The sequence below is a fragment of the Ornithinibacillus halotolerans genome, from assembly GCF_014637405.1.
Classification (GTDB): Bacteria; Bacillota; Bacilli; order Bacillales; family Amphibacillaceae; genus Ornithinibacillus; species Ornithinibacillus halotolerans.
In genome coordinates this window covers 69,375-96,197 of record NZ_BMEY01000011.1, presented here as the reverse complement: position 1 = coordinate 96,197, position 26,823 = coordinate 69,375, and the positions used below count along the sequence as shown (strand labels likewise).

Here is a 26,823-nt window from a genome sequence, read left to right as displayed (position 1 = left end):
TCGAACATTAAGGTTTGAGCATCTAACCCGCCCCGGAAATATACTTCGCTTTCCGTGGGCGGCTGGTGAGCCTCCTCAGAGCTGTCGCTCTTGCGGGGTCTCACCGATGCCTTTCCTCCCACAGGAGTCTCCGTATATTTCCGGGGCTGATGTAGTGGTCGTTCGCATGTACTGCATGTTTTTTTATCTATGTCCCAGTCTCTTTTTCTTATAAACATATGACTAATTTATTTACTAAGTATTAATCTACATAATTTACATATTAGTTCTAGAGATTTAAACATACTAGTTTAAAAGATTTCATTTTGATAGTGGGAGATATATATGGGGAAAACAGTAGTGGAAAAAAGCAAAACTAAAACGGTTGTGGTCAATAAGTTAGTCCATCCAGAAATGGTGAATGACCGTGAACTGAAAGTAATTACAACTGGCTTACTACCGAGCTTGATTCCTGTTCAAATCAAACAAAGGAAAAAAAGAGTTACATTAACAGCAACAGTAGAGGGATTCATGTCTTTACGAGAGTACTTTAGCGGAACGGTTACGAAACAGCGGTTTCTTGAAGTGGTTGATCAGCTGCTGGCTATTGTGAAAGATTGTGAGAAGAACATCCTAAATACACAAAATTTAATCCTTCACGTAGACAGTATTTTTATTGATCCAATATCAAGAAAGATACATTGTATCTTTTGGCCGATTTTAAATAGTCAGCGTCCTATTTCCGTCGCTGGGTTTTTTAAGGATTTACCATATCGTATTGTTTTCTCTAAAGAGGAAGATCATGAGTATATATCTACGTATCTACACTATTTTAATCATACCCCTTCTTTTTCCATTCATAGTTTTGAAAAAGTCATCTATGAACTAATGGGGACACTAGAAACAAAACTATATATGGAGCAACAATCTTCAGCGAGAGAGCAAAGCTTCAGTGAAACTACCGTTTTAGGTGTAGAAGATGCAGGAGAAACGACTGTACTGGGGGTAGAAGATACAGAAGGCACAACAGTTTTAAGTGAAGTGTATGAAGAGCCTTCCTATCCATATTTAATACGAGAAAGTACCCAAGAAAAGGTCAGTGTGAATAAACCATCTTTCCGGATTGGAAAAGAAAAAAGGTATTGCGATTTATTCATATCTGATAATACTGCCATTAGTCGAAGTCATGCAGATATACTTACAAAAGATAATCGGTATTTCATCATCGATAATAATTCCACAAATAAAACATATGTAGATGATCGTGCGATTCCAGTGAGAGAAGAAGTTGAGATATTCTCCGGCACGAAAATAAAACTAGCGAACGAAGAATTTATTTTTTATCTATAGAAGGAAAAAGGGAGAACCCTTTTCCAGGCGAGGGTGATTGGATATGGAAATTTTAACAGCTGCCCACACCGATATTGGGATTCAAAAGTCTACGAATCAGGATAGTCTTTGTATCAAAATGGCAGAAACATCTGTTGGAAAAGTAGTATTAGCGGTTATTTGTGATGGCATGGGAGGTCTTTCTAAAGGGGAAGTGGCAAGTGCAACGGTAATCCATGCATTTTCCAAATGGTTTGATCAAGAACTACCTACCCAGCTTGCAAAAGATCAATGGAGTACTATTCAAAACAGGTGGGAGCAAATTATTCAAGAACAGAATGAGCGAATTGGTGCCCATGGAAGAGCCATTCGAAGTAATCTCGGTACGACATTAACTGCGATGTTACTGATTGACTCTAAGTTTATGCTTGTAGGTCATGTCGGGGATTCACGGGTGTATCGCCTTGATTCTGAGTTACGTCAACTAACCGAAGACCAAACCGTTGTAGCGAGGGATATTAAACAAGGGAGAATTACTCCAGAACAAGCAAAAACAGACCCAAGAAGAAATGTCCTCCTCCAATGTATAGGTGCTTCCAACCAGGTTCGACCAGAGTTCTTTGAAGGAAGGGCAAGTGCAGGGGAAGTGTACCTCCTTTGTTCAGACGGTTTTCGTCATAAAATTTCGGAAGAAGAGATATATAGTACATTTGCTCCAGCAAACTTATCTACGGAAGATGAGATGGAAACGAGAGCAGTTCGTATGGTAGAACTAGTGAAGGAAAGGCAAGAAACGGATAATATTTCAGTTGTCATTGTCAAAATTCAATAAGGATGGGGAAGTTGTTTTGGCTGTAATTGGTTCGATTATAGATGGTAAATATGAAATCTTAAAGCTTATTGGTCGGGGTGGAATGTCCAAAGTATATCTTGCGATGGATAAGCGATTGAATAAGCAATGGGCAGTTAAGGAAATCGAAAAAACTAGCCGTGAAAAGAGTAGTAATGAAGTGGTTATTCAAAGTGCCATTGCTGAAGCAAACTTAATAAAAAAGCTGGATCATCCAGCCTTACCCCGAATCGTAGATATTATCGACCGAGAAGATGTAATATTCGTCATTATGGATTATATCGAAGGGGAGCCATTAGATAAGATTATTGATGAGTATGGTGCACAACCACAAGAATTAGTAATTGAGTGGGCGAAGCAATTATGTGAAGTGCTCGATTACTTACATACACGTCAACCATCGATTATTTATCGTGATATGAAACCTGCCAATGTCATGTTAAAGCCAGATGGTAATTTAAAGTTAATCGACTTTGGAATCGCGAGAGAATTTAAAGAACAGAATTTAGCGGATACGGTCAGTCTAGGTACCAAAGGGTATGCAGCCCCAGAACAATTTGGTGGAAAAGGTCAAACCGATCCACGAACAGACGTGTATTGTTTAGGAGTAACACTGTATCACCTAGTTACTGGTCATAATCCAAGTGAGCCTCCGTATGAGTTATATCCGATTCGAAATTGGAACCCAAATCTATCTGGTGGATTAGAAAAAATCATTCTAAAGTGTACCCAACTTAATCCAGAAGACCGGTATCAATCTTGTGCCGAGTTATTATACGCATTGGACCACTATGAAGAAGTGGATGACGTATACCGAGAGAAACAAAAATCAAAGCTTCGTAAGTTTGGTCTAGTTACTGGTGCCGCATTCATTTGTTTATTTGCTGGTGTTTTCGGTCAAGGGATGAAGGTGCGAACAGATAATACAGACTATAATCGGTACATTCAACTGGCAGAAAGAGCAACTTCTGAAGAAGGAAAAATTGATTATTATGTAAACGCAATTGATATTAAACCAACGGCGAATGAAGCATACATGGGTTTAATTAAAACCTTTAGAGATGACTTGAATTTCTCGATCGAAGAAGAACAAATATTAATGAAAAAGATAAATCCACATCTTAGTAGTTTAAGAGAAAATGAGGATTATGCAGACCTTGCTTTTGAAATAGGAAAAATCTACTGGTACTACTATGGATATGGGAAAAATGAGTTAAGTGATAATCAAGTAACGAGGATGAAAAGCTCTGTACAATGGTTTGATGATGTTCTTCAACATAGTTCTGTAGATGAAGATTATTATGAAATGGCAGCCATTTATCAAAGTATTGGCCAGTTCAATGAAGAAATTAACATCCATGTCCAAGAAGCTTCGGATAAAGGAATGTATATGCCGTATTGGGATGATTTGAAAGGTCTCATAAACTTGGTTTCTACTAATCAAGAGGAAAATGAAATTGTTAATCTAGAATTATATAAATTAACGATGTTTTCGATTGAGACATATGCTAGAAAGTTTAAATCAGATGGGGTAGAAGAATCCGATATACGTGCTGTCTTTGAAGAGGTAAAGAATAGTACAGAACAACTTCCAGTTACTACAGATAAAACAGAAGAAATGAAAAATGATATTATGGGACGTATTTCAACAGCAGAAAAAGCTATTGATAATGCGTATCGACAATAGGGAGGGAAACGTATGGATGCAAGCGTTTGGCAAATTATTTCCATCGTCGGATATTCCCTAGCAGGTATATTATTTTTAGTAGCCATTATTATGTTTTTTAAGTTAGATATATGGGCAATTATTGGTGATCTGACAGGAAGAACCGCAGCGAAACAAATTGAAAGAATTCGCGAAGAAAACAGTAAAACTGGTCAAAAGCGTTACGGACCAAGTGCTTTTAATATAGAGAGAGGAGAGTTAACTGAACCGATTACCAAATCGAAAAAGCTAAAGAAATCAGCTAATACATGGAGATTTGGCCGTCGTCATAAGACAGAAGATTTTACTGAGAAACTACCAGATAACACGCAAGTCTTAGTAGATAGCGGGGAGAGTATGGCAGACGGTACACAAGTGTTAGCAGATGGAACAGACGTATTGAATAACGGAACAGAAGTTTTACCCCATGGAACACAAGTTTTAACCGATGATACAGAGGTACTGCATGAAGGTACCCAAGTATTAGCAATGGACAGTGATATACCATTGTCAGAAGGAACCCAAGTTCTACATCATGAACAATCCTATCGTGAGGCAAGTAGTACAACAGTATTAGAGATTACCGAGGATTTAACGGATGAGGAGCATCCTTCTATTAAACAAGATATTGATTTCAAAATTATGAAAGATGTAAAAATAACACATACAGAAGAGATACTTTAAGGAAATCGGAGATAGGGAGAGAAATCAATGATTGAAAAAAATAAAGTAAGAGTGAATCGTGCTGTAGCAATCGTTCTCGCCTTTGTCATGCTCACCTATCAAATGCAATTTGGACTACCAATTGTCATTGCACAAGGTGAAGAGGAAACAGATGAGTTTACATTGCAAATTGTAAATGATGGAACTGCGGTTGAAGGGATGACGGTAAAAGGGAATCTAGATGAAAATCCAATTGGTGAACCGCGTCAAACCGATGTGAACGGGGAAGTGGTATTTCCTGAGATTACACAAGAGGTGTTACAAGGAAATAATGTCATTACATTTACGGTAGAAATAGAAACGGAAGAAGAGATAGTGGAACAAAGTTTTACACTTGATCGGTCTCAAGGAATATCAACGACGTACAAGTATGATGTTTCCACGGAAGAAGGTGGATTTGTTGATCCGGTAACTGATCCTGGTGAAGAAGAACCAGAGCCGGAACCTGAACCAGAACCAGTTTACTATCAAGTATCTGTTATCTCCTCTGAAACTAGTTCAGGTACTGGAACGATTAAGCTAAATGGGAATGTATATGAAAACCCAGTAGATGTGTTAGAAGATGAAACAGTAACCATTGACGTGACAGCAGGAGAAAATACAAAGATTAACTCCATTAAAATTAATGGCGCTAATCAAGATGTTACGGGTAACGAATATTCGGGTGAGATTACGATTACAAACGATACAGTCATAGAAGTTGAGTTTTTAAAGTATTACACCATTACGTTTTCTAGTAATGGAAACGGTAAGATTACAGATGAAGATGGGAACGAAGTAAGTGGAGAAGAAGGATCGATAACGGTTGAACATAATGAATCCACGAGTTTTACAGCAACACCAAATACTGGTTATCATATCGCTGAAATTAAAGTTGACGAAAACAAATTAGATTTATCCGAGCTTTCACGAGGGGATAGCTATACCCATCAGCTGGAGCAAGTTCAAAAAGATATTCACGTTGAAATCACTTTCGCGAAAAACACGTACAAAATTACTGTTGACCCAACGGAGCATGGTGAGGTTCAAGTTTCAAAGACAGAAGTAGAACATGGTGGGCCTGTCCTCATCACGTTAACACCAGATGAAGCATATGAACTAAAATCATTAATCGTCGGTGAGAACGAGATTCCACTCGAGAATATTGAAGTTCATGATGAAGGCCATTACACATATCAAGTGTTACTCATTACAAGTGATATTCGTATTCGTGCTGAATTTCAAGAGATTCCTAGTAATAGTGAACCAGAACCATGGGAAAGTTTCGTCTCCATTAATACGGAAGATAGGCTATTAGATTTATCCACTGATGCTAAAAATGTGTATGTGTTCGGTAAAGATACGACCGTTACATTAACTCCTGTAGATCCATACACTAGAATTTGGCATTATGGATGGGAAAAAAAGAGAAATGTATATGGAAATACCGATTTTGACTACCTAATCCTTAGAGGACCTAAGTTGAACTCTGGTGTAGTAGCTCATTTAGATAAAGATTTGCACATTATTTTTGATACAAAAGCACCTGAAATGAAAAATGTACAACTACAAGGTGAGAATGAATATGAAAGAGACGGTAAGAAGTGGTATAGCGGCGGAGTTACGGTTACAGGTGATATTGACAACCCTAACCAAAATTATAAAGGAACGTCGTATGCAACAGATATTGAAGCTGTTTATTATGTAAAAGGAAAGTTTAATAGCCCAATTGCAAAAGCACAAACTGCTACTAGAGATGGTAATACTTTTTCATTTCCTGTTCCTGATGAACATTATGAAGGGGAGTATACCGTATGGGCAGTCGATGAAGCAGGAAATTATAATTTGCAATATGTAGAAGTGAATGTCGACCAAACGAATCCATCATTAATTGACGGTCAGGCAGTCAAATTTGAGAAGGTAAATGATGGTGGTTTAAATGGATTTATTAACTTCCTCACGTTCGGTACATTCGCTAAAGAGGCAATAAAAGCTACGGTTGAAGTAGAGGATACCGGTTCAGGAATAAAATCCATTGAACTTATTCCTAACGGGGATAAATCTCCAACGATTGAAGAAGGAGAAATAAAGAAAAAAGGTAAGAAAGCAGAACAAACCTTTACGATAAAAACATCAAGCTACAACGGTTCTTTTTCCGTTAAAGTTACCGATAACACGAATCATACCGAAACATACTTAGTAACGATCGATAACTCTAATATTAAAGCAAATAATAGTGGAGTTATTATGATTGAAGAAGTACGGCCGGAAGGAACAATTACTTTATCCCAAAGTCCTACTTATGTGGAAAAAGATACGGGCAAAAAGTATTTCCATCAGGATGTCGACTATAATATTTCCGTTGGTGATGTGGATTCAGGTTTATTCGAAGTAGTTGTGAATGTAAATGATCGAGAAGAAATTAAACAATCGTTTAAAGACAATGCTGAGAAAACAACCGATGCTTTTTATACGTTGAACACATCCGACCTGTCAAGTGATGATGGGGAGTATGATGTTGAAGTCGTTGTTACAGATAATGCTGGGAATATATCCACTATGAATGAAATCGTTTATGTGGATAAAATGAGTCCAGTAATTAATGGAATATTATTAGAAACAGCTGATGATGGTACTCCAATTGATACAGAGGAAGCGCTGGAGCAATTCGTAGAGCTTACTGAATACGGCTATTACTTTAAAGAACAATTACGAGTAACCGTAGTGGCTGCTGATGAGCAAGGGGATAATGATTCTATTAGTGGTGTGAAGTCTATGGTCATCTATCTGAAAGATCACGCTGATAATAAATATTATGCGGTTGATCAAGATGGAAAGCTAGCGGAGATTGAGGAATCGGAAATTGATCAAATTACTCCAATTGTTACCGATGGCGAGTTTCAGTTCCTAACACCTGAATCCTTTAAAGGACAGATCATCGCTAAAGCAATTGATAACGTAGAAAATATCGGGGAATTTGAAAGTATTCGAGGGACCATTATTGAAAGTCCTAGCCAACATGAGTTGGAAGAACATATTGAATTGGTCCGAGATAGTGAACCAACTGGAGTCGACATCAATGGGAAAGACTTGTACAACGGAGATGTTGAAGTCGAGTTAACCGTGACCGATACGTACTCTGGTATTAAATCAATTGAGTGGTATGTTGAAGCTCCATTTAGCACCGAGCATAATGAGAACGGGTCACTTACGATTAATAATGATGGTTCATATCGAAAAAATAGTGATACAAGAGGATGGGAAAAGACCGTAACCGATCATAATCTAGTTACAGAAATGAAGAAAACATTCACTGTAAAACATAATAGTAATGATATTGTGATCTATGTCAAAATGACTGACCGTGCGGGGAATGAATCCATCGAGGAATTGACGTTTAGTATTGATAAAACAAAGCCAGTAATTGATATAGAGTTCGACAACTATGATTCCGATGAGGAAAATGGTCATATTTATCCAGAGGCCAGAGTAGCTACCATTACGATCACAGAACGTAATTTCAATCCGGAAGATGTCTTAGTGGAAATTACGAATGCATATGGTGGAGAAGTTCCTGCAGTTAGTGAATGGGTAACGAACCTTCCGGAAGAAGGAGTCAATCCGGACGAAACGACCCATGTCGCAACTATCAATTTTGAAAAAGATGGGGATTATACATTCTCGATCAGCTACACGGATAATGCAGGAAATGAAGCACCACCTGTAGATCCAGATCAATTTATTATTGATGGAACAGCACCTGAAGTAATTGTCGAATATGATAATAACGATGCAGCGAATGGTTATTATTATAAAGAGGTACGAATAGCTACCATCGAAGTTCGCGAGATTAACTTTGATGAGAACCGTTTCCGAATCATTGATACGATACCAGCTAAGAAAAACTTCCCTGCTTTAAGTGAGTGGGTCGAAGTGGAACCAGGTATTCATCAAGCAACGATTGCCTTTACCGAAGATGATTATTATGAGTACGATATCGAAGTGTCGGATAAGGCTGGAAACGAATTGGAAGATGGTGCCTTTGAATTACAACAATTCTATATCGACAAAACAGCAGCATATTTAAAAGATGGCGATGATGATAATGAATATGCGATCACTTTCGAACAAAAAAATGACGGGTTTTTTGCGAAATTAATGAACCGTGTTACATTTGGTACGTTCTTCAATAAAAAAGTGGAAATTACGGTAGATGCGAAAGATGATACTTCCGGGATTGAGTCCATTGAATTTGTCTCTAGTGGAGGAGAAGTTAACGAACGCGTAGAGTTTCCTGTGGATGAGGCTAATTTAACAGCAAGTGCAGAATATACACTGGATGTAGATAGCTTTGATGATTCCTTCCAAGTTACTCTGAAAGATTTAGCCCACAACGAGGCGACGTATGATGTAACTCATGAAAACTCGAATATCGTTTCGGAAACAAATCATAACATTGTCGTGGAGAAAGAGAAGCCAGAACTAGAAATTAATGTTAAACATGATGATGATGTGTCATCTTACAAAAATTGGTACAATGGCGATGTGACATTTGAAATTCATGCGACAGACATGCAATCAGGTGTTGCAACAGTTAAGAATGAAGTAAATGACCATACAGATAACTATGATTATACGGAACTAGCAGAAATGACGACGAATAAAGTCTATAATATTAATACGAAAGATGTCGATATAAACTCTGATGGTTCATACGATGTTTCGGTCGAAGTGTATGATAACGCCGGTAATAAAGAAACAATCACCCATGAAATCTTTATTGATGAAACAGAACCAGAAATTACAAACTTTGAATTCGCTCTATCCGGCAAAGGATTTAAACCAGTTGATGAAGCGGATAAATTAAGTTCTTCCATAGAGTTAAAGGAATATGGTTATTACTTTAAAGAAAGAATGCAAGTCCGCGTTAGTGCGGAAGATCCAAAAGTTGTAAATCAATTTAAGAGTGACTTGAAGTCTATTACAGTGTATTTACAAGACTATGAAAATGGTAAGTATTATGCTGTACTAAAAGATGGATCAGTTAAAGAGATTAAAAAATCTAATATTGGTACGATCACACCAATTGAAACGAAAGATCATGTCGTCTTTACTGTTCCACGTTCCTTTAAAGGGCAAATTTTTGCACAAGCAACGGATTTTGTGGAAAATACAAGTGATTTCTATACACCAGATGGAACAATTGTAGAAAGTCCACAACAGCATGCGAAAGAAACACATATTGAATTTGACCGATTAGAAGCACCATTTAAAGATAATAATGGGATGGATCTGTATCCTAGTAATGTTAATGTTGATTTAACGGTAACCGATACGTACTCGGGCATTAGTGAAATTGAATGGTCTGTCGTTTCCCCATATGATACAGATAATAATCAACGTGGCAGTCTAAAGCTTAACAATGATCGTACGTATGCAGAAGGTAGTCAGACACAAGGGTGGAAACAGACAAAAACCGATAAAAACTTAGTTACCGAAATGAAGAAAACTATTACCGTGACGAATGATAGTAATGATATTGTCGTCAAAGTGAAAATGACGGACCGTTCTGGTAATACGTCGGAAGAAGAAATTACCTTTAGTATTGATAAGACAGCACCGACCATTAATGTTGTCTATGATAATAATTCGCCAGATCCAGAAAACGCGGATTATTATAACGCTGACAGAACAGCAACGATTACGATTACGGAAAGAAACTTCGATCCAAAAGATGTAGAACATTTAATTACGAATACAGATGGTACGATCCCAACGCTAAATGGTTGGACGTCTCAGATTAATCGTAACAATCCTGATTTATCTACGCATACTGCAACAATCAGTTATACAGCTGATGGGGATTATACATTTGATATTGCGTTTAAAGATATGGCACAGAATAAAGCTGCACCATATGACCAGGATTCCTTTACGATTGATAAGACAAAACCAGTCATCCAAGTTAGTTATGATAATAACAATCCAGTGAATGGAAACTACTTCAATACAACGAGAACAGCAACCATTTCAGTGACAGAGCATAATTTTGATCCAAGTAGAATTGTTATTGATGGTTCCGCAACAGATGGTGGAAATGCAGTAGATTTCCCAGCTATTAGTGGCTGGTCATCGAATGGTGATGTTCATACTGCAACCATATCCTATCAAAGGGATGCATTATATAGCTTTGACATCGACTATACAGATATGGCTGGTAATGTAGCAGATGATTTCGAAGCTCAAGAGTTCTATGTTGATTTAACCGAGCCAGAATTGTCGATTACAGGTGTGGAAGATATGTCTGCGAATAATGGAAAAGTAGCACCAGTTATTACGTATTCCGATACGAACTTTGATGCGAATGGTGTAACGATTGAATTAGAAGCAGCTAACCGAGGTTCCGTTGAGTTAGAGGGAAGTTTCTCTAACATAACGAACGGGCAAGAATTTACATTTGATAATTTCAAGAAATTAAAAGAATACGATGATCTCTATACATTAACAGCTACTGTTGTCGATTTAGCAGGAAATGAGATTAGCGAAGAAATTCGTTTCTCTGTTAACCGATTTGGATCTGTATATGTGTTTGACGAATCGTTAGAGGAGATTGTCGATAAATTCATCCAAGAGGAAAGAGATATTATCATAACTGAGACAAACGTAGACAGTTTAATCGATGGATCAATTACGATTAAGATGACACATAACGGTTCGCCTTCTGATTTAGTCGAAGGAGAAGACTATACGGTTACCGAAACAAGTGGTGAAGGCTCTTGGAGTCAGTATACGTATACGATTCATAAGGAACTATTTGCAGGGGATGGAAGATATACGATTGCTATCTATTCCGAAGATAAAGCAGGAAATATTAATGAAAATATTGATGAAGCGAAACAAGCAGAAATTTCCTTCGGTATCGATAAAACCAGCCCAGTTATCGTTCCAATTGACATTGAAGAAGGAAAACAGTATGCAGTTGATGTAAAAACAGCAACCGTTTCTGTAAAAGACAACTTAGTTCTAGCTGACGTTAAAATTCAAGTCAATGACGAAGAGGTAGAATATACAGTAGAGGGAGATAATTATATCTTTGATATTAATAACTCTAACTCTACTCAGGACATTACCATTACAGCAACAGATGCAGCAGGAAATGAAATGACAACGGATGTGAAAGAAGTTCTTGTAACTACTAATCTACTTGTTCGTTGGTACAATAATAAGCCTGTATTTATCGGATCTCTTGGTGGAATTGGTGTCCTTGCATTGGCCACTGCTGCCTACTTTGTATACAGAAGAAAAGATAAAGTAACAGAAGAAGATATTCTAGAAGATAAAGTAGGTTAAGGGGGAAGGAGCTATGTTAGAAGAATTAACATCTCTGACAAACATACTCATTATCATTAGCATTATTTTAAACATTACAATCATCGTAATGATTAGTAAGGGTAAGTCAGCAGGTAGCCAGAATACAGGCGTACCTACAGAGAAAGTGAATACTACGTTTACACAAAAATCAGGTATAGAAGTAGGCGTCGTGTTCTGCCGAAATTGTGGGCAACAATATGAATCTACTAGTAAAGCATGCCCAAATTGTAAGACGGCAAGAGGGGCGTAGAAAAACTTGGGGCAATTTTTGTCCCAAGTAGCAATAAAAGCTATTTGTTTTAGGACTTCATGTTCTAAAGCAGATAGCTTTTTTATTTATTTTAATAAGGACTTTTCCATTTTGGATAATTCATTGCTAATTTTTGAAATATAAATTTGTCCATTTGTACTATATGCATCTAATTTATTATCTGATATAATGATTAGAAATTAGTATCTAGTACTAAAAATGAAAGGTGAGGTGGTTTCTAGTGAAAAGAGAAGATTTAATCGCACCGGAGAATTATAATATTGTGATGGAATTTGAAAAATATGCCGAGGATCCTAATCGACTGGCTGTTATTTGGGAAAATGAACAAGGTGACCGACGAGAAATTACCTATGAAAACTTAATAAAGAATGCGAATAAGATTGGTAATATCTTTTTAGAACAAGGTCTTAAAAAAGGGGATAAAATTCTAGTGATGATGCCCCGATTAATAGAGACATATGAGGTTTATATTGCAGCATTAAAAACGGGTATTATTATTATCCCTAGCTCGGAAATGTTCCGCACGAAGGATCTACAATATCGTATTACACATGGTGAGATAAGTGGTGTAGTTAGTTATTCTGATTTTATCGGAGAATTTACTGGGGTTAAAGAATACGACGAGCTGACAAAGTTTACGGTTGGTGAAGCGGTCGATGGATGGAATCATTTAGATAGTTTAAAAGATTCATCTTCTGACGAATTAGAATTCCTTGCTACGTCTCGTGATGATATTGCAATGTTACCATATACTTCTGGAACAACGAGTAATCCGAAAGCGGTGATGCATACTCATGCATGGGGCTTTGCTCACATGAGTTCTGCGCCAACCCATTGGCTAGGAATAAAAGAAGGAGATATCGTTTGGGCAACAGCAGCACCAGGATGGCAGAAATGGGTATGGAGTCCATTTTTATCTGTACTAGGAACAGGTGCGACTGGATTTGTTTATAGTGGGAAGTTTGAGCCGAAGAAATATCTATCCTTAATCCAGGATAATAAAATCAATGTCTTTTGCTGTACGCCGACAGAATATCGTCTCATGGCAAAACTGGATAATCTACAAGACTATGATTTATCAGCAGTTCATAGTGCCGTCTCGGCAGGAGAGCCATTAAACCGTGAAGTTATTGACCAGTTTGAAAAGTATTTTAATATTACGGTTCGTGATGGTTATGGTCAGACTGAAAATACATTGTTATTAGGATTTTTAAAGGGTGTGAAGGTAAAACCTGGCGCAATGGGTAAACCTATCCCAGGTAATGATGTTCAATTAATCGATGAAGATGGAGACCCGGTAGGAGTTGGTGTCGTAGGTGATATAGCCATCCCACTAGATACACCAGCATTATTTAAAGGGTATTACAAAGATGAGGAACGTACACGGAAAACCCATCGCGGAACATTTTATATTACTGGGGACCAAGCCAAAATGGATGAAGAAGGCTATTTCTGGTTTGAAGGTCGGAATGACGATATTATTATTAGTTCTGGATACACGATCGGGCCATTCGAAGTAGAAGATGCCCTCGTGAAACATCCAGCGGTAAAAGAATGTGCAGTAATTGCAAGTCCGGATGAGATTCGTGGAAGTGTCGTAAAAGCATGTGTTGTCTTACAAGATCATGTTGTAGACGCTGGAGAAGCGCTAATCAAAGAACTGCAAGACCATGTGAAACAAATGACCGCTCCATACAAATATCCGAGAAAGATAGAGTTTATCGACGAACTTCCAAAAACAACATCCGGAAAAATTCGCCGCGTCGAACTAAGACAAAGAGAAAAACAACACACTATATAAATAAGGTGTCTTTACTTTTATAGGTGTCCACTCAATAGTAGGTGTATAGTAGGTGTCTGACACCTCCCGAAAAAACTCGAATATTGTCGAAACATAAAAGCTATTTGTTAACGTCCATTATAGGATTGTATAACAAATAGCTTTTTTATCGAGCTCAGGCTTTACGTCTAGTATATTTATCTATATCATTGGAAATCATAGCTTAGGAACAAAGGATAGTTATGATGAGGAGGAGTATAAATGGATCCAATTGAAGTAGGAGAAGTGTTTACAATTAGTGATGAGAATAATGAAGATAGTTTAGTTGAGGTTATCGCTAAAGTAACATTACAAGGAACAGATTATGTGGCAGTAGGCTTTGTCGAAGAGCTTCAGGAAGAAACAGAAGAAGATATTGACATATTTTTCTTGAAAATAGATGAAGATGGTGAACTATCAGCCATCGAAACCGATGAAGAATTCGATAAAGTATCCGAAGCATTCGAAGCAATCATGGAAGACGACGAAGAATAAAAACCACTTCTCTTTAGGTGTCTGACACCTCCCGAAAAATGGTGTTTTTTGTCGAAAGAAAGCTATTTGTTTTGCGGCTATGTTAGCGCAATGACAAATAGCTTTTTTCATTTACTGACAATGATATGAGATTCTCGATTCGACCTCATTCGACAAACTTCGGGTGGTGTCAGACACCATTCTAGACACCATTCTCCCATTAACTCCCCCTCGAAAAAAGGATATTTCTGCCTCTTTCTCGAATATATACATATACAACGAAAGGGGAGATTCAGATGAAACCACCTATTGCCAAACGAATACCACATGTTCATACATTGCATGGAGATATGCGGGAGGATGATTATTACTGGCTGAGGGACCGCAATAATCCTGAAGTTATCGAATACTTAGAAGAAGAAAATCGATATTATGACGAAGTAATGCAGCCCTTGAATGAGCTGACAGAGGAAATCTATCAATCTATGGTAGAGCGTGTTCCAGAATCAGAAGTGAATGTTCCTGTTCAACACGGTGAATATTTCTATTACTCACGGATGGATAAAACGAAGCAATATCCAATTCATGCACGAAAGAAGGCTGCGAATCGCCCAGCCTTAACAGAGGCACAAGAGGAAGTTGTACTCGACTTAAACGAATTAGCAGCAGATAAAGACTACTTAAGTGTGACGCTTCGCCGCATGAGTTCCGATCATACTCGCCTTGCCTACTTAGAAAATCGAGATGGTTCCGATCGATATACGGCCTATGTAAAAGATATGAAAACAGGTGAACGACTGCCTGATGAGATTCCAAATGTCTATTTATACGCTAGTTTGGAATGGAGTAAATGTGGGGATTATCTTTTTTACATCACAGTTGATGAACATCAGCGTCCATATCAATTATGGCGACATCGCTTAGGTACGAATGTAGAGAGTGATGAACTAATTTTTGAAGAAAAAGATACGACATTTACGTTATACATTACAAAATCGCAAAGTGGAAGATTCATTTTTGTCCATTCCAGATCGAAAATAACTAGTGAGATTCGCTTACTTGATGCCGATGCACCATTATCCCAATTACAGCTAGTAGATGAAAGACGTGAAGGGATTGAATATGATGTCGAGGATTGGGAAAATGATTTACTTATTTTAACGAATGAAGGTGCACTAAATTTTGAATTGCACCGTTGCCCGCTCGATGATTTTACAAAACGGGAAAAACTCGTTGCCCATAGTGAGGCGCGCTATTTGCAAGGGATGTATCCATTCCGAGATGCTGTCCTACTTGTAGGTAGAGAAAATGGGTTAACACAGCTTGGGGTATTAAAGAATGGTCAATTGGATCAAATCACATGGGAAGAGCCTCTGTACACTGTTTCCGTTGTATCCAATCAGAGCTATGACGCTGATGAAGTGTTAATCCAATATGAATCATTACTGACACCAAAAACAACGTATGGACTGAATCTCCACACTGAAAAACTTGAACAGCTACAAGTAACACCAGTTAGTGGAGGATACAATGCATCAGATTATCGTCAAAAACAACTATGGGCAGTAGCCGAGGATGGAGTAAAAGTACCGTTAAATATGGTCTATCGAGAAGGTGCGCTGGATGACGGGCCAGCTCCACTAATTTTATATGGGTATGGTTCATACGGTGCAAATAGTGATCCTCGATTCGATCCATATCGTCTTCCAGTCTTAGATAAAGGTGTTGTATTTGTCACTGCACAAGTTCGTGGTGGTTCTGAGATGGGAAGGCATTGGTATGAAGACGGGAAAATGCAGCAAAAACGAAATACATTTACAGATTTTATTGCTGCAGCAAAACATCTAATTCACGAAGGGTACACAACACCAAGCCAAATGGCTGCCCGTGGAGCAAGTGCTGGTGGCCTACTTGTAGGAGCGGTTGCCAATATGGCAGGAGAGTTATTTCAAGTAATCGTTCCACAAGTTCCATTTGTTGATGTGGTGACAACCATGCTTGATACTTCTATCCCACTAACTACATTGGAGTATGACGAGTGGGGGAACCCAGAAAAACGCGAAGACTATTTTTATATGAAATCCTATAGCCCTTACGATCAAGTAGAGGAAAAAGAATATCCACATATGTATATCACTACTGGCTTGAATGACCCACGTGTTGCATACTGGGAACCAGCCAAGTGGGTTGCACGACTGCGCGCTCTAAAAACAGATAACAATCTACTAGTGCTTAAAACGAATATGGGCGCAGGACACTTTGGCGCATCCGGTCGCTTTAATTATTTAAAAGAAGTCGCCGAATTATACGCATTTGTGCTAAGCGTTTGTCATTCAAAAGGTGTCTGACACCTCCCGAAATAGCTCGAATATTGTCGAACAAAAAAGCTGCCTGTTTTAGATAAGTCTAAAGCAAGCAGCTTTTTTATAAAGGGATGGAATCTTCCTATTCTTTAGTATAAGCTTCAAGAATCGAATGAAAGCCAACAAATCTATATCATCTGTTCAAGCTAGTAAGGTATATCAAAGTCAAAAGTGGTTAAGAATGTGAGGAATGTAGAGAACAATAGGTTGGTGATTGGATGATTATTTTTTCCTAATGGTAACAGGCATGATTATTTACTACGTTCAGAAACAAAATAAATACGTTGTAGTATACGAAGCAGGCGAAGAGGATATTACGACTTCTCAACAGATGTTCTGGTTGTTAAAAAACAATCATCTTAACCCAAAATATTCCGCTCCGATTGACTGGATATCAACGATGACTTTCCATAACAGTCCCATTACGATTACGATATCCGTACTAGAAAAGGACGTTGGAAAAGCGCAAAATCTCATAATGAACTACAATACCGAACAAAGAAAATTAGAAAGAAATATCGTCAACGAACGAAACAAAACCACCATGTGAAGGAGTATTATATGGTGCCTGACACCTCCCGAAAAAGCTCGAAATATGTCGAACTTAATCCAACCTGTTTATTCTTTCCTTTTCACACTGATATACCCACTGATCTCCAATATCGCGAGTTCTACTTCTTCGATATGAAAGATCCCTTCTGATCGTAGTTGCATTTTCAATTCTTTTTCCGTCATATTTTCCCGTTCTAATAAATCCCGATTCACTTTTCCATTACTCACTATGATTTTTGGTTCTCCTTCTAATATCTTGTGTATTTTCTTTCTACTTTTAATTCGTTCTAATATTAAGATGAGTACACCCCAAATTAGTAGGGTAATGACCAGTCTCCCGACATGTACACTATTATCCGTTGCCATACCTGCATAGATCGAAGCTAGCATGACAACAAACACCATATCCATTGGGGTAATTTGAGCAAGTTCTTTTCTTCCTAATAACCGAAGGATAAGCAACACGACAACAAGACCGACAATTAACTTTACTGTTGTAAGGATATAAAATTCCAAAGGAACCCACCTGCTTGATGTATTTGATAGTAAAGTATATTGTTTTCTTTGGGCTACTGTGAATGTAAAAAAGAGGGAGTGACATCAAATCTAACGAAACACTGTCACTCCAATTCCTTCCCATCCAACAACACAAACTCAAATCCATCGGCAAGTAATTGTGGGATTGCAGCTTTCACTCCGTCAGCTGTCCCACTAGTTGGTTGATTCATATGTAAAAGTATAATCGATCCAGGACGAGCCGATAATAATGCCTGTTCCACTTGAGATGCTGAAAAAGTTGCCCCTGCATCGCCTAACACATCAAAATTAACGACTTCATAGCCGAGTGAATTGGCGAGTTGGACAGCAATTTCATCGTAAAATGCCGTACCAGAACGGAATAAGGTCATGCTGTGACCAGTTAAATCCATGACAGTGCGGTGATTACGCATAATTTCCTCGTATGCCTCTTCTGGGGAAGTAGTTGCTGGAATTCCCCAAGCCTCTCCACCATTTACCGATAACGGGGAATGGGCGGTACCGTGATTTTCAATTTGGAAGAGTGGATCATTTGCAAGGGATAGAAACATCTTTTCATTCTCAAGAATCCATCGTTCATTCACAAATAGGGTCGCAGGAATTTGCTCGGCACGTAAAAAGGTAATGAGATCTTCATCAACCCCATTTCCATATGGTCCACCACAAGCATCAAATGTCAATGCAATCTCATCTCGCTCGGTTACAAAGCGTTGCTTCACCCCAGTTACATTTTCTCCCCATTCTTTCGGTGTCCCACGAAACATCTCCATGTTAATTTCTACCGATTGTACTTTAGGAACGTCCTTCAACAAAAGTCGTTGCTCTTTAGCTGAAACAGTACTACCATCCATCGCAACTGGCTCATGACAACCAACTAATAAAACAATAACAAGAAACAAATACACTCGTCTCATCTATAAGTCTCCTATACAAATAATTATGAAAAGTGCGTTTGAAGGTGCCTGACACCTCCCGAAAAAGCTCGAACATTGTCGATTAACAGTAGATTAATAGAAAAGCCCGCTGTTACTCCGCCTTTTCCGTTTGCCGGAATCTCATTATCCCATACCGGTCTAGTAACCCGCCTACTATAATTCCGATAGAATAACGAACAAGATCCACAAAAAGAAACCCTTTACCGAGAACTAATCCACCCAAAGTTGTATGACGAATATGATTGATCCATTCTGCCTGATAAAGTTGACTAAATTCAATACTAAAACTAGTAAGGAATGCTAGAAAAATAGCCAGAAACAGACTTCTTCCTGTCATTAAGAAACGAAATCCAAAATAAACCATCATTGCCCACAAGGCATCACCGGCATTTTCTGCTAGAAATGAAGGGAGTACATGCCCCCATTTTCGCGAGGCGAGGCCAAGAAAAATAGCTACCAAAATGGCAAAAAGATACGAAAATCGTAAATTTTTTAGAATCATAGAGTTGTTCATCGGAATCTCTCTTTCTACCTAATTATAAGAAGTTCTAATTCTTACCGAAAATCAATTCATTCGAAATACCCACCAATTGATTGATAGCTTTATCATATATCATGACAAGCAAAATAGGCAAAAACTCCTTTACTTCTCATCCAATATTCATTACTACATTCCTATGTAAATTCAAAAGATATATTTTATTCTCTTAATCAAATTATTTTGTGTTATAATGAAACCGATTACAATAGGAGAAATAATTCTTCTTTTGTTTTTATTTTGAATATTAATTCCTTTATACATTTAATGAAATGGGAGATGAGCTTATGACACGTGTGAAAATAGCGATCATCGGTATTGGCGCAATAGCAGAAGCAACACATTTGAAATTTTTATTGGAACATCCTGATGCAGAAGTGACAGCGGTCATTGATGTCCAGCCGGGAAGAGCGGAAGAAGTTGCGAAACAATATGGGATACCCTCCTACTTTAATACGATCGAAGAATTAATCGCCAATACTCATGTTGATGCTGTTCTTATTTGTACACCGAATGTGACACATATCCCGATTGCCAAAATTGCGGCAGCAAATGGAATAGCTGTATTTTTAGAAAAACCGATTGGTACTTCATTACAAGAGGTAGAAGAATTTTTAGAAATAGCAAAAGAAAATAACGTCCTAACGATGGTAGGCATGACCCATCGATTCCGTACCGACACCGAGATATTAAAGAACTATGCAACTAAAAATACATTTGGCGATATTTACTATGTGAAGGCGAAACTTTTCCGGAGACGGGGCACACCGAAGGGCTGGTTTACAAATAAAGCCTTATCTGGTGGTGGAGCTTTAATGGATATCGGTGTTCACGTCCTAGACTTAGCTTGGTGGTTAATGGGGCAACCAGAACCAATGACTGTAACAGGAAAGGTGAAGACTGCACTGGGAGCCTATGACACAAAACACGTGTCGACATGGGAATCGAAAAACAAACATATAAATAAGAACAATGTGTTTGATGTAGATGATTTCGCTTCTGCATGGATACGATTCAAAAATGGTGCCGTACTTTCGATTGAAACAACATGGGCAGTAAATGGTGAACAGGATGACGGTATTCAAATTGATATTCTTGGTACGGAAGGTGGAGCAAAGTTACATCCGTTAACCATTTATAAAGAAGAGGATGGAATCTTTACAGAAATGACTCCATCTTTCCAAGCGAAAGATCCGTTCCCAGTTGAAATGGACCATTTTATTCAATCTATACGGAACAACGAAACACCTAGTGTAACAGGGTATGATGGTTACGGTGTTCTTGCAATGCTACAAGCAATCTATGAATCTTCTGAGAAGAACAGAGAAATCGTCATGAATGATGAACTATAAATCTACCAAAAAGGAGAGAAAACAATGTTAAAAGTTGCCGTTATCGGTGTTGGATCTATATCAGATATGCACATCCAACCATATAGGAAAAATGAAGAAGTGGAGCTTGTTGCTTTTTGTGATTTAAATGAAAAGCGTCTTACTGAGAAAGGTGAAAAATACGGAGTTACTAATCTGTACACGGATTACCGTGAATTATTATCTAATCCTTCCATTGATGCTGTTAGTATTTGTACATGGAATAATTCCCACGCGGAAATTGCGATTGCAGCATTGGAGGCGGGAAAACATGTGTTAGTAGAAAAGCCTCTTAGTATGACAGTAGAAGAAGCGGAAGCGGTGGAAGAAGCTGCTAAACGAACTGGAAACGTGTTGCAAGTTGGATTTGTTCGGAGACATGGAGACAATGCCCAACTGCTGAAACAATTTATCGATCATGGGGACTTAGGTGAACTTTATTATGCCAAAGCATCATGCTTACGACGACTTGGTAATCCAGGTGGTTGGTTTAGTGACATGACGAAATCTGGTGGTGGCCCTCTTATTGATTTAGGAGTACATATGGTTGATATTTGTTGGTATTTAATGGGGAAACCTCGCCCAATCTCTGTTTCTGGAAACACGTATAAGAAACTTGGTAATCGCAGTCATATTAAAAATCTTTCCTTCTATCAAGCGGCCGATTATGATCCAACATTAAACGATGTCGAGGATTTAACAAATGCCCTCATTCGCTTTGAAAATGGTGCATCCCTTATGGTGGATGTTAGTTTTACCCTTCAAGCGAAGAAAGATGAAATATCTGTGAAACTTTATGGGGATAAAGGTGGAGCTGAAATCGAGCCTGAATTAGCAATTGTTTCTGAAAAACATGACACGATTTTAAATGTAACACCACAAATTGATACGCTTGGATTTGACTTTAATAATGCCTTTACGAATGAAATTAATCATTTCGTTTCTTGTTGTCTGCATGGAAGTGAGAATATCGCTCCGGTTGAAGATGGGGTGACAGTTATGAGAATGCTGAATGGAATCTATGAATCTGCCAAATTAAAGAAAGAAATCTATTTATAGGAGGAACTGTGATGAAAGTTAGTGTGAGTATGTACAGTTTACATAAAGTAGTGAATAAAGAAAACTGGGGTGTCATGGATTTTATTCAATATGCGAATGAGATTCAGTTAGATGGTGTTGAATTACTTGATATTTATTGGAAGGATAAAGATGCTGAAATTAACGCCATCAATGAAGCACTTGCAGCAAACGATATGAAAGTTTCTGCCTATGATGTCACGAATAATTTCGTATCGTCCTCTGAAGAAGAACGCAAAACTGCATTAGAAAAAGTAACCGATGGCATTCATACTGCCAAACGTTTAGGAACAAATGTTGTCCGTGTCTTTTGTGGGGATTTACATGGAGATTTGACGTATGAGCAAGGACAACAATGGATTGTGAAAGGACTACAGGAAGCAGCGAAATTAGCCGAACAAGAAAAAGTATATCTAGCTATCGAAAATCATGGCCTGCTTGCTGGTCGCAGTGAACAAGTATTAGACATTATTAGTAAAGTGAATAGCCCTTATGTAAAGTCGACCTTTGATACGGGAAATTTCTTACTTGTCCATCAAGAGCCAACGAACTCATTTACTACTTTAAAAGAAGAAATTGTCCATGTTCATTTTAAAGACTTCCGCAAGAAACAACAGGAAGACGATGTTATCGGTTTTCGCTCCATAGAAGGGGAAGAATTAATTGGTACGATTCCTGGAGATGGCCAAGTCGACTTGAAGTTTATTGTTGATGGGTTAAAAGAAGTTGGCTATGATGGCTGGTTATCGGTGGAGTATGAAGGAATTGAGGAACCGAAAGCAGCAACGATTGAATCGGTTAGACGATTACGCGAACTATTAAGATAGGAGGAATTCCATGATGATTGTAGTCACAAACGATAGGAAAGTGGAAGGAAATATGTCTATTGCAAACGCGCTGACACCATCGATGGTAGAAGGCAATCAGCAACTATACATTCCAATTTCCTCATTAGAAGCGGCCGGAGCACAACGGCAAGATTGTTATGTTTATTTTGACTTAGAAAGCTATGCTTTTTTCGAAAAAGTAAAAGAAATTATTCAAACCGCCTCTACGCCAAAAGGGGTCTTCCGTATGCGCAGACTCCAAAAGAATGTAGAGAAATATTCGGTCACGACCGATGTTTTTGTATTAACGAAACTTCTTGGAGAAGCGAAGGATATTTTTGTGAAAGAAGCTAACGGAGATGTGAGTCATCTGATCGTAACGATCAATTTCGGAAATGGATGTATGGCCCATCTCGATTATACAACTGCTGATCGAGAGTATATAGAGCTCGAATGGAGTGGAAATGGGCATATCATTGAATTTAACACCGATGATATGAATCCTTTCTATCCGAAACAATTGACTAATGCACCACTTGTCTACGATGCAGAAATTTTAATGAAAAATGCTCATCCAATTAAACCAGAGCTTCTTTTACAACTGGAGGCTTTGTATAAGCGTCTAACAGGAGGTGGTAGATCATGAAAATTGGTATCATGAGTTTTGCGCATATGCATGCCTATAGTTATGCCGATTGTTTACGCCAATTATCCAATGTGGAACTCGTTGGTATTTTTGATGATGATGCTACTCGTGGAGAGGAAGCAGCAACAACTTATGGAACGACGTATTACAGAGACCAGGCTGAATTTTTACGAGCAGAGATGGATGCTGTCATTATTTGTAGTGAAAATAATCGTCATAAGGAAATGGTTCTTGCCGCAGCAAAAGCGAAGAAACATATTTTATGTGAAAAACCAATTGCAACGAATGTGCGAGATGCAGAAGAAATGATTAAAGTGTGTGAAGAGAATGGTGTTATTTTACAAATCGCGTTTCCAGTTCGTTTTAGCCGTCCAATTCAACGTTTAAAGGAATTCATTGCGAACGGAGAACTTGGAGAGATTGTAGCATTCCGAACAACAAATCGAGGACAAAACCCAGGAGGATGGTTTATTGATCCAGACCAATCTGGTGGTGGTGCCGTGTTAGACCATACGGTTCATATGGTAGACATTATGCGTTGGTATTTAGGTAAAGAAGTATCCGAAGTATATGCCATCGTAGATTCGTATTTTCATAACATCGATATCGACGATGCAGGAATTCTCACATTAGAATTTGAAAATGGTGTCATCGCGTCTCATGATGCAAGTTGGTCCCGTTTTTCCACTTCTCCAACATGGGGGGATGTAACGATTGAAGTCGTTGGAACAAAGCAAACGGTTAAAGTAGATGCGAATCAAGAGCATCTCCGCCTTTACTCGGATAAAGAAAATGCAATTACACATGAGTTCTTTGGCAATAACATGGATTTTGGGCTCATCCAGGATTTTGTCCAATGTGTGGAACAAGGGAGAGAACCATCGATTACCGGTTATGATGGGTTAAAAGCAATGGAAGTTGCACTCGCTGCATACGAATCAAGCAAGCGCGAGGCACCAGTTTCATTAAAAAACTAATTGCCCAGGATTAGTAAAACAGGGGGATTTCTTCATGACAAAGATTTTTGGTCACCGTGGGAGTGCGGGGACACATCCAGAAAATACGATGGAAGCATATCAAGAAGCGATACGAGTTGGGGCAGATGGTTTAGAGATTGATGTTCATTTAACGAAGGATGGTAAAATTGCTGTTTTTCATGATGAGACCGTTGATCGTGTCACGGATGGTAGGGGGCATGTGAAAGATTTTACGATGGATGAATTGAAAAAGCTAGACGCTGGAAATCATCTGTCCGAAGAATTTAAAGGAGCGAAAATCCCTGAACTAAAAGAAGTGCTTGCTTTAGTGAAAGAAGCAAATATTCTTATTAACATAGAACTGAAAAATGTGTTTTATCTAGAATATCCACACTTAGAAGAAATGGTTCTGAAGGAAGTGGAAAGATTCAATCTGAAAAAGCAAACAATCATCTCTTCCTTCAACCATCTAAGTATGCGACATATGCGAGCACTCGATTCGGAAATTGATATTGCGATTCTGTATTCGGCAAAACTAATCGAGCCTTGGAATTATGCCGAGACAGTTGGAGCAACAAGCCTACATCCGCATTTGTACAGCATGACAGAGGAGATGATCCGTTATTCCGAGGCTCATCATATCCCAGTTCGTCCTTATACAGTTAATGATGAGAAACTGATGGAATACTTTTTCCAATTAGGCTGTGAAGCGATCATTACCGATTATCCAGAACGTGCGATTACCATTCGAAGTCGATGGGAAGAGGAGAGGAGTAATTACGTATGAAACAAGAAGTTATAGCAAGTAAGTACTTAAACAGGGAGATAGCGTATCGAATTATTCCTCCTGCTTCCAACCGTAAATCGGTCAACATGTTATATGTTCAAGATGGAAATGACTATTTAGAATTAGGGGCATTTCAGGAGACGTTTGAAACGCTAGTAAATCAACATTCATCATTAGACAATTGGATGGTTGTCCTCATCCACCCAGGAACATCAGAAGAACGTTGGCATTCCTACCATCATAGAGGGGATTCTTTTCATCATTACATATCATTTATGTATGAGGAACTGATTCCGAAGGTGGAAAAGAATCTCATCGTTATGAAGCGGGCAGCACTAGGGGATTCCCTTGCTGCTAATATTAGTGTAAACATTGCTAGTAAAAAACCAGCTATGTGGAATCATCTTCTATTACAATCGGCCGCAATTTCAGAAGAAGATATTACAGCAGTAGCAGCAATGGAAGGACCTGTCAATTGGCATGTTCATCAAACGGTTGGCATGTATGAAGATGAATTTATTTCACCAATTACAAAGGAACAACTATTTATCTATACAAGAAATATACAATTACAACAAGTACTCCAAGAAAAGGGAGTCCATTTACGTTTTGATGAAGAAGAGGAGTCCCATCTTTGGGTTTACTGGAAAAGAATCCTTCCGAATGCACTAAAAACTCTCATTGATTAGTTCGTTGACGGTTTATTTTGAATAGACTATACTTTTAAAAGGAGGATATTTCCACTTTATTTTTACTATTTGAAAAATATATCCGCGATGTGAGGAGGGGTGTAAATGTCCGAAGTTAGTCTCGGTATTGATATTGGTGGGACGAAAATTGCTGCAGGACTTGTTACGAGAGATGGAAAACTATTAGAACATCAAACGTTCCCGACACCATCTGAATCTAGTGAATCGATTTTACTAGTTTTAAAGCAAATAGTCTCTCAGTTTACAGATGTAGAACATACCGTTGTCGGAATAGGCATTGGTTCTGCAGGACAAGTACTACATGAAAAAGGACAAATACTTTCTGCAACCGATAATCTAAAGGATTGGAACAACATACATATCGTTGATGAATTAAAGAAAGTAACCGATCTTCCTATTTGGCTCGATAATGATGCCAATGCATTTGCTGTTGCGGAATATATATTTGGTGAGGCAAGAGGAACGAAAGATTTGATTGGGCTAACACTAGGAACCGGTGTTGGTGGTGGAGTCGTTAGTGGTGGTAAGTTACTCCATGGCCAGTGGGGGGCTGCCGGTGAATTAGGGCATATTACAGTAAATATGCATGGTCCTACTTGTAACTGTGGGTCAAAAGGTTGCCTGGAAGTATATGCTTCTGGAACTGGTATTGCCAATCGAATGAAGGATAGAAGCAATAAAGAGATGTCGAGTAAAGAAGTGTTTGCTCTGTATGAAGCAGGAAATGGGTTGGCGATGGAAGTGATCGATGAAGCCATTGAGGCACTCACCTATGGCATGATTAGTCTTATTCATACGTTTAACCCAACGGTAATTGTCCTCGGTGGTGGCTTATTACAGCGCCAAAAATGGCTAGCCGAAAAGGTGCGGAAAAGCGTTCCACAGAAAGGGATGGATTCCCTTGTTAAACCTGTAAAGATCATGGTTTCTAATCTTGGAGAACATGCCGGTGTTATCGGAGCAGCAAGTCTAGCATGGTATACAAACTAAGGAGGATAAATACG

Annotated in this window: 21 protein-coding genes; 18 read left to right on the top strand and 3 right to left on the bottom strand. The window is 38.4% G+C overall.

Annotated features, from left to right (window positions below; genetic code table 11):
- Window positions 1-324 precede the first annotated feature (324 nt).
- The 10 genes from IEV35_RS11985 to IEV35_RS11940 all read left to right on the top strand — a co-directional run bounded on the left by IEV35_RS11985 (window position 325) and on the right by IEV35_RS11940 (window position 17,413).
- On the top strand, window positions 325-1,329 hold the full coding sequence (locus IEV35_RS11985; protein ID WP_188384890.1) for an FHA domain-containing protein: 1,005 nt from the start codon (window positions 325-327) through the stop codon (window positions 1,327-1,329).
- 43 nt (window positions 1,330-1,372) lie between these two features.
- On the top strand, window positions 1,373-2,140 hold the full coding sequence (locus IEV35_RS11980; protein WP_188384889.1) for a PP2C family protein-serine/threonine phosphatase: 768 nt from the start codon (window positions 1,373-1,375) through the stop codon (window positions 2,138-2,140).
- On the top strand, window positions 2,124-3,845 hold the full coding sequence (locus IEV35_RS11975; RefSeq protein WP_229740736.1) for a serine/threonine protein kinase: 1,722 nt from the start codon (window positions 2,124-2,126) through the stop codon (window positions 3,843-3,845). Before IEV35_RS11980 ends, IEV35_RS11975 begins: the two co-directional genes overlap by 17 nt.
- A gap of 12 nt (window positions 3,846-3,857) precedes the next feature.
- On the top strand, window positions 3,858-4,547 hold the full coding sequence (locus IEV35_RS11970) for a hypothetical protein (protein WP_188384888.1): 690 nt from the start codon (window positions 3,858-3,860) through the stop codon (window positions 4,545-4,547).
- A 27-nt stretch (window positions 4,548-4,574) separates the two neighbouring features.
- Window positions 4,575-11,915, top strand: a complete 7,341-nt coding sequence (locus IEV35_RS11965; protein WP_188384887.1) for an InlB B-repeat-containing protein — start codon at window positions 4,575-4,577, stop codon at window positions 11,913-11,915.
- Window positions 11,916-11,928: 13 nt separating this feature from the next.
- Window positions 11,929-12,186, top strand: coding sequence for a hypothetical protein (locus tag IEV35_RS11960; protein WP_188384886.1), 258 nt, complete (start codon window positions 11,929-11,931; stop codon window positions 12,184-12,186).
- Between the two features lie 241 nt (window positions 12,187-12,427).
- Complete coding sequence (mbcS, locus tag IEV35_RS11955; protein WP_188384885.1) at window positions 12,428-14,008, top strand: acyl-CoA synthetase MbcS; 1,581 nt, start codon at window positions 12,428-12,430, stop codon at window positions 14,006-14,008.
- Window positions 14,009-14,248: 240 nt separating this feature from the next.
- Window positions 14,249-14,521 (top strand): DUF1292 domain-containing protein, encoded by a 273-nt coding sequence (locus IEV35_RS11950; protein WP_188384884.1) that lies wholly within the window; start codon window positions 14,249-14,251, stop codon window positions 14,519-14,521.
- Between the two features lie 275 nt (window positions 14,522-14,796).
- Complete coding sequence (locus IEV35_RS11945; RefSeq protein ID WP_188384883.1) at window positions 14,797-16,848, top strand: S9 family peptidase; 2,052 nt, start codon at window positions 14,797-14,799, stop codon at window positions 16,846-16,848.
- Window positions 16,849-17,098: 250 nt separating this feature from the next.
- Complete coding sequence (locus IEV35_RS11940) at window positions 17,099-17,413, top strand: hypothetical protein (protein ID WP_188384882.1); 315 nt, start codon at window positions 17,099-17,101, stop codon at window positions 17,411-17,413.
- A 68-nt stretch (window positions 17,414-17,481) separates the two neighbouring features.
- Here the strand turns inward: IEV35_RS11940 and IEV35_RS11935 are convergent, their stop codons facing one another.
- The 3 genes from IEV35_RS11935 to IEV35_RS11925 all read right to left on the bottom strand — a co-directional run bounded on the left by IEV35_RS11935 (window position 17,482) and on the right by IEV35_RS11925 (window position 19,389).
- Window positions 17,482-17,931 carry a DUF421 domain-containing protein gene (locus IEV35_RS11935; RefSeq protein WP_188384881.1) on the bottom strand — a complete coding sequence of 150 codons (450 nt, stop codon included), beginning with the start codon at window positions 17,929-17,931 and terminating at the stop codon, window positions 17,482-17,484.
- Between the two features lie 104 nt (window positions 17,932-18,035).
- Entirely contained in the window at window positions 18,036-18,866 is an 831-nt protein-coding gene (locus tag IEV35_RS11930; RefSeq protein WP_188384880.1) for a polysaccharide deacetylase family protein, read from the bottom strand.
- 112 nt (window positions 18,867-18,978) lie between these two features.
- The gene (locus tag IEV35_RS11925) at window positions 18,979-19,389 is read right to left on the bottom strand and encodes a ribosomal maturation YjgA family protein (RefSeq protein WP_229740735.1); all 411 of its coding nucleotides are present in this window, start codon (window positions 19,387-19,389) and stop codon (window positions 18,979-18,981) included.
- Window positions 19,390-19,712: 323 nt separating this feature from the next.
- Between IEV35_RS11925 and IEV35_RS11920 the strand changes: the two genes are divergently transcribed.
- The 8 genes from IEV35_RS11920 to IEV35_RS11885 all read left to right on the top strand — a co-directional run bounded on the left by IEV35_RS11920 (window position 19,713) and on the right by IEV35_RS11885 (window position 26,809).
- Complete coding sequence (locus IEV35_RS11920; RefSeq protein WP_188384878.1) at window positions 19,713-20,777, top strand: Gfo/Idh/MocA family protein; 1,065 nt, start codon at window positions 19,713-19,715, stop codon at window positions 20,775-20,777.
- A gap of 24 nt (window positions 20,778-20,801) precedes the next feature.
- Window positions 20,802-21,854, top strand: coding sequence for a Gfo/Idh/MocA family protein (locus tag IEV35_RS11915; protein WP_188384877.1), 1,053 nt, complete (start codon window positions 20,802-20,804; stop codon window positions 21,852-21,854).
- A gap of 11 nt (window positions 21,855-21,865) precedes the next feature.
- On the top strand, window positions 21,866-22,699 hold the full coding sequence (locus IEV35_RS11910; RefSeq protein ID WP_188384876.1) for a sugar phosphate isomerase/epimerase family protein: 834 nt from the start codon (window positions 21,866-21,868) through the stop codon (window positions 22,697-22,699).
- A gap of 10 nt (window positions 22,700-22,709) precedes the next feature.
- Window positions 22,710-23,345: a hypothetical protein gene (locus IEV35_RS11905; protein ID WP_188384875.1), complete on the top strand. Its 636-nt coding sequence runs from the start codon at window positions 22,710-22,712 to the stop codon at window positions 23,343-23,345.
- Complete coding sequence (locus tag IEV35_RS11900) at window positions 23,342-24,322, top strand: Gfo/Idh/MocA family protein (protein WP_188384874.1); 981 nt, start codon at window positions 23,342-23,344, stop codon at window positions 24,320-24,322. The genes IEV35_RS11905 and IEV35_RS11900 overlap by 4 nt, the downstream gene beginning before the upstream one ends.
- 34 nt (window positions 24,323-24,356) lie before the next feature.
- Window positions 24,357-25,109: a glycerophosphodiester phosphodiesterase gene (locus tag IEV35_RS11895; protein WP_188384873.1), complete on the top strand. Its 753-nt coding sequence runs from the start codon at window positions 24,357-24,359 to the stop codon at window positions 25,107-25,109.
- Complete coding sequence (locus IEV35_RS11890) at window positions 25,106-25,798, top strand: alpha/beta hydrolase (protein WP_188384872.1); 693 nt, start codon at window positions 25,106-25,108, stop codon at window positions 25,796-25,798. Before IEV35_RS11895 ends, IEV35_RS11890 begins: the two co-directional genes overlap by 4 nt.
- A gap of 105 nt (window positions 25,799-25,903) precedes the next feature.
- On the top strand, window positions 25,904-26,809 hold the full coding sequence (locus tag IEV35_RS11885; RefSeq protein ID WP_188384871.1) for an ROK family protein: 906 nt from the start codon (window positions 25,904-25,906) through the stop codon (window positions 26,807-26,809).
- Window positions 26,810-26,823: the final 14 nt, after the last annotated feature.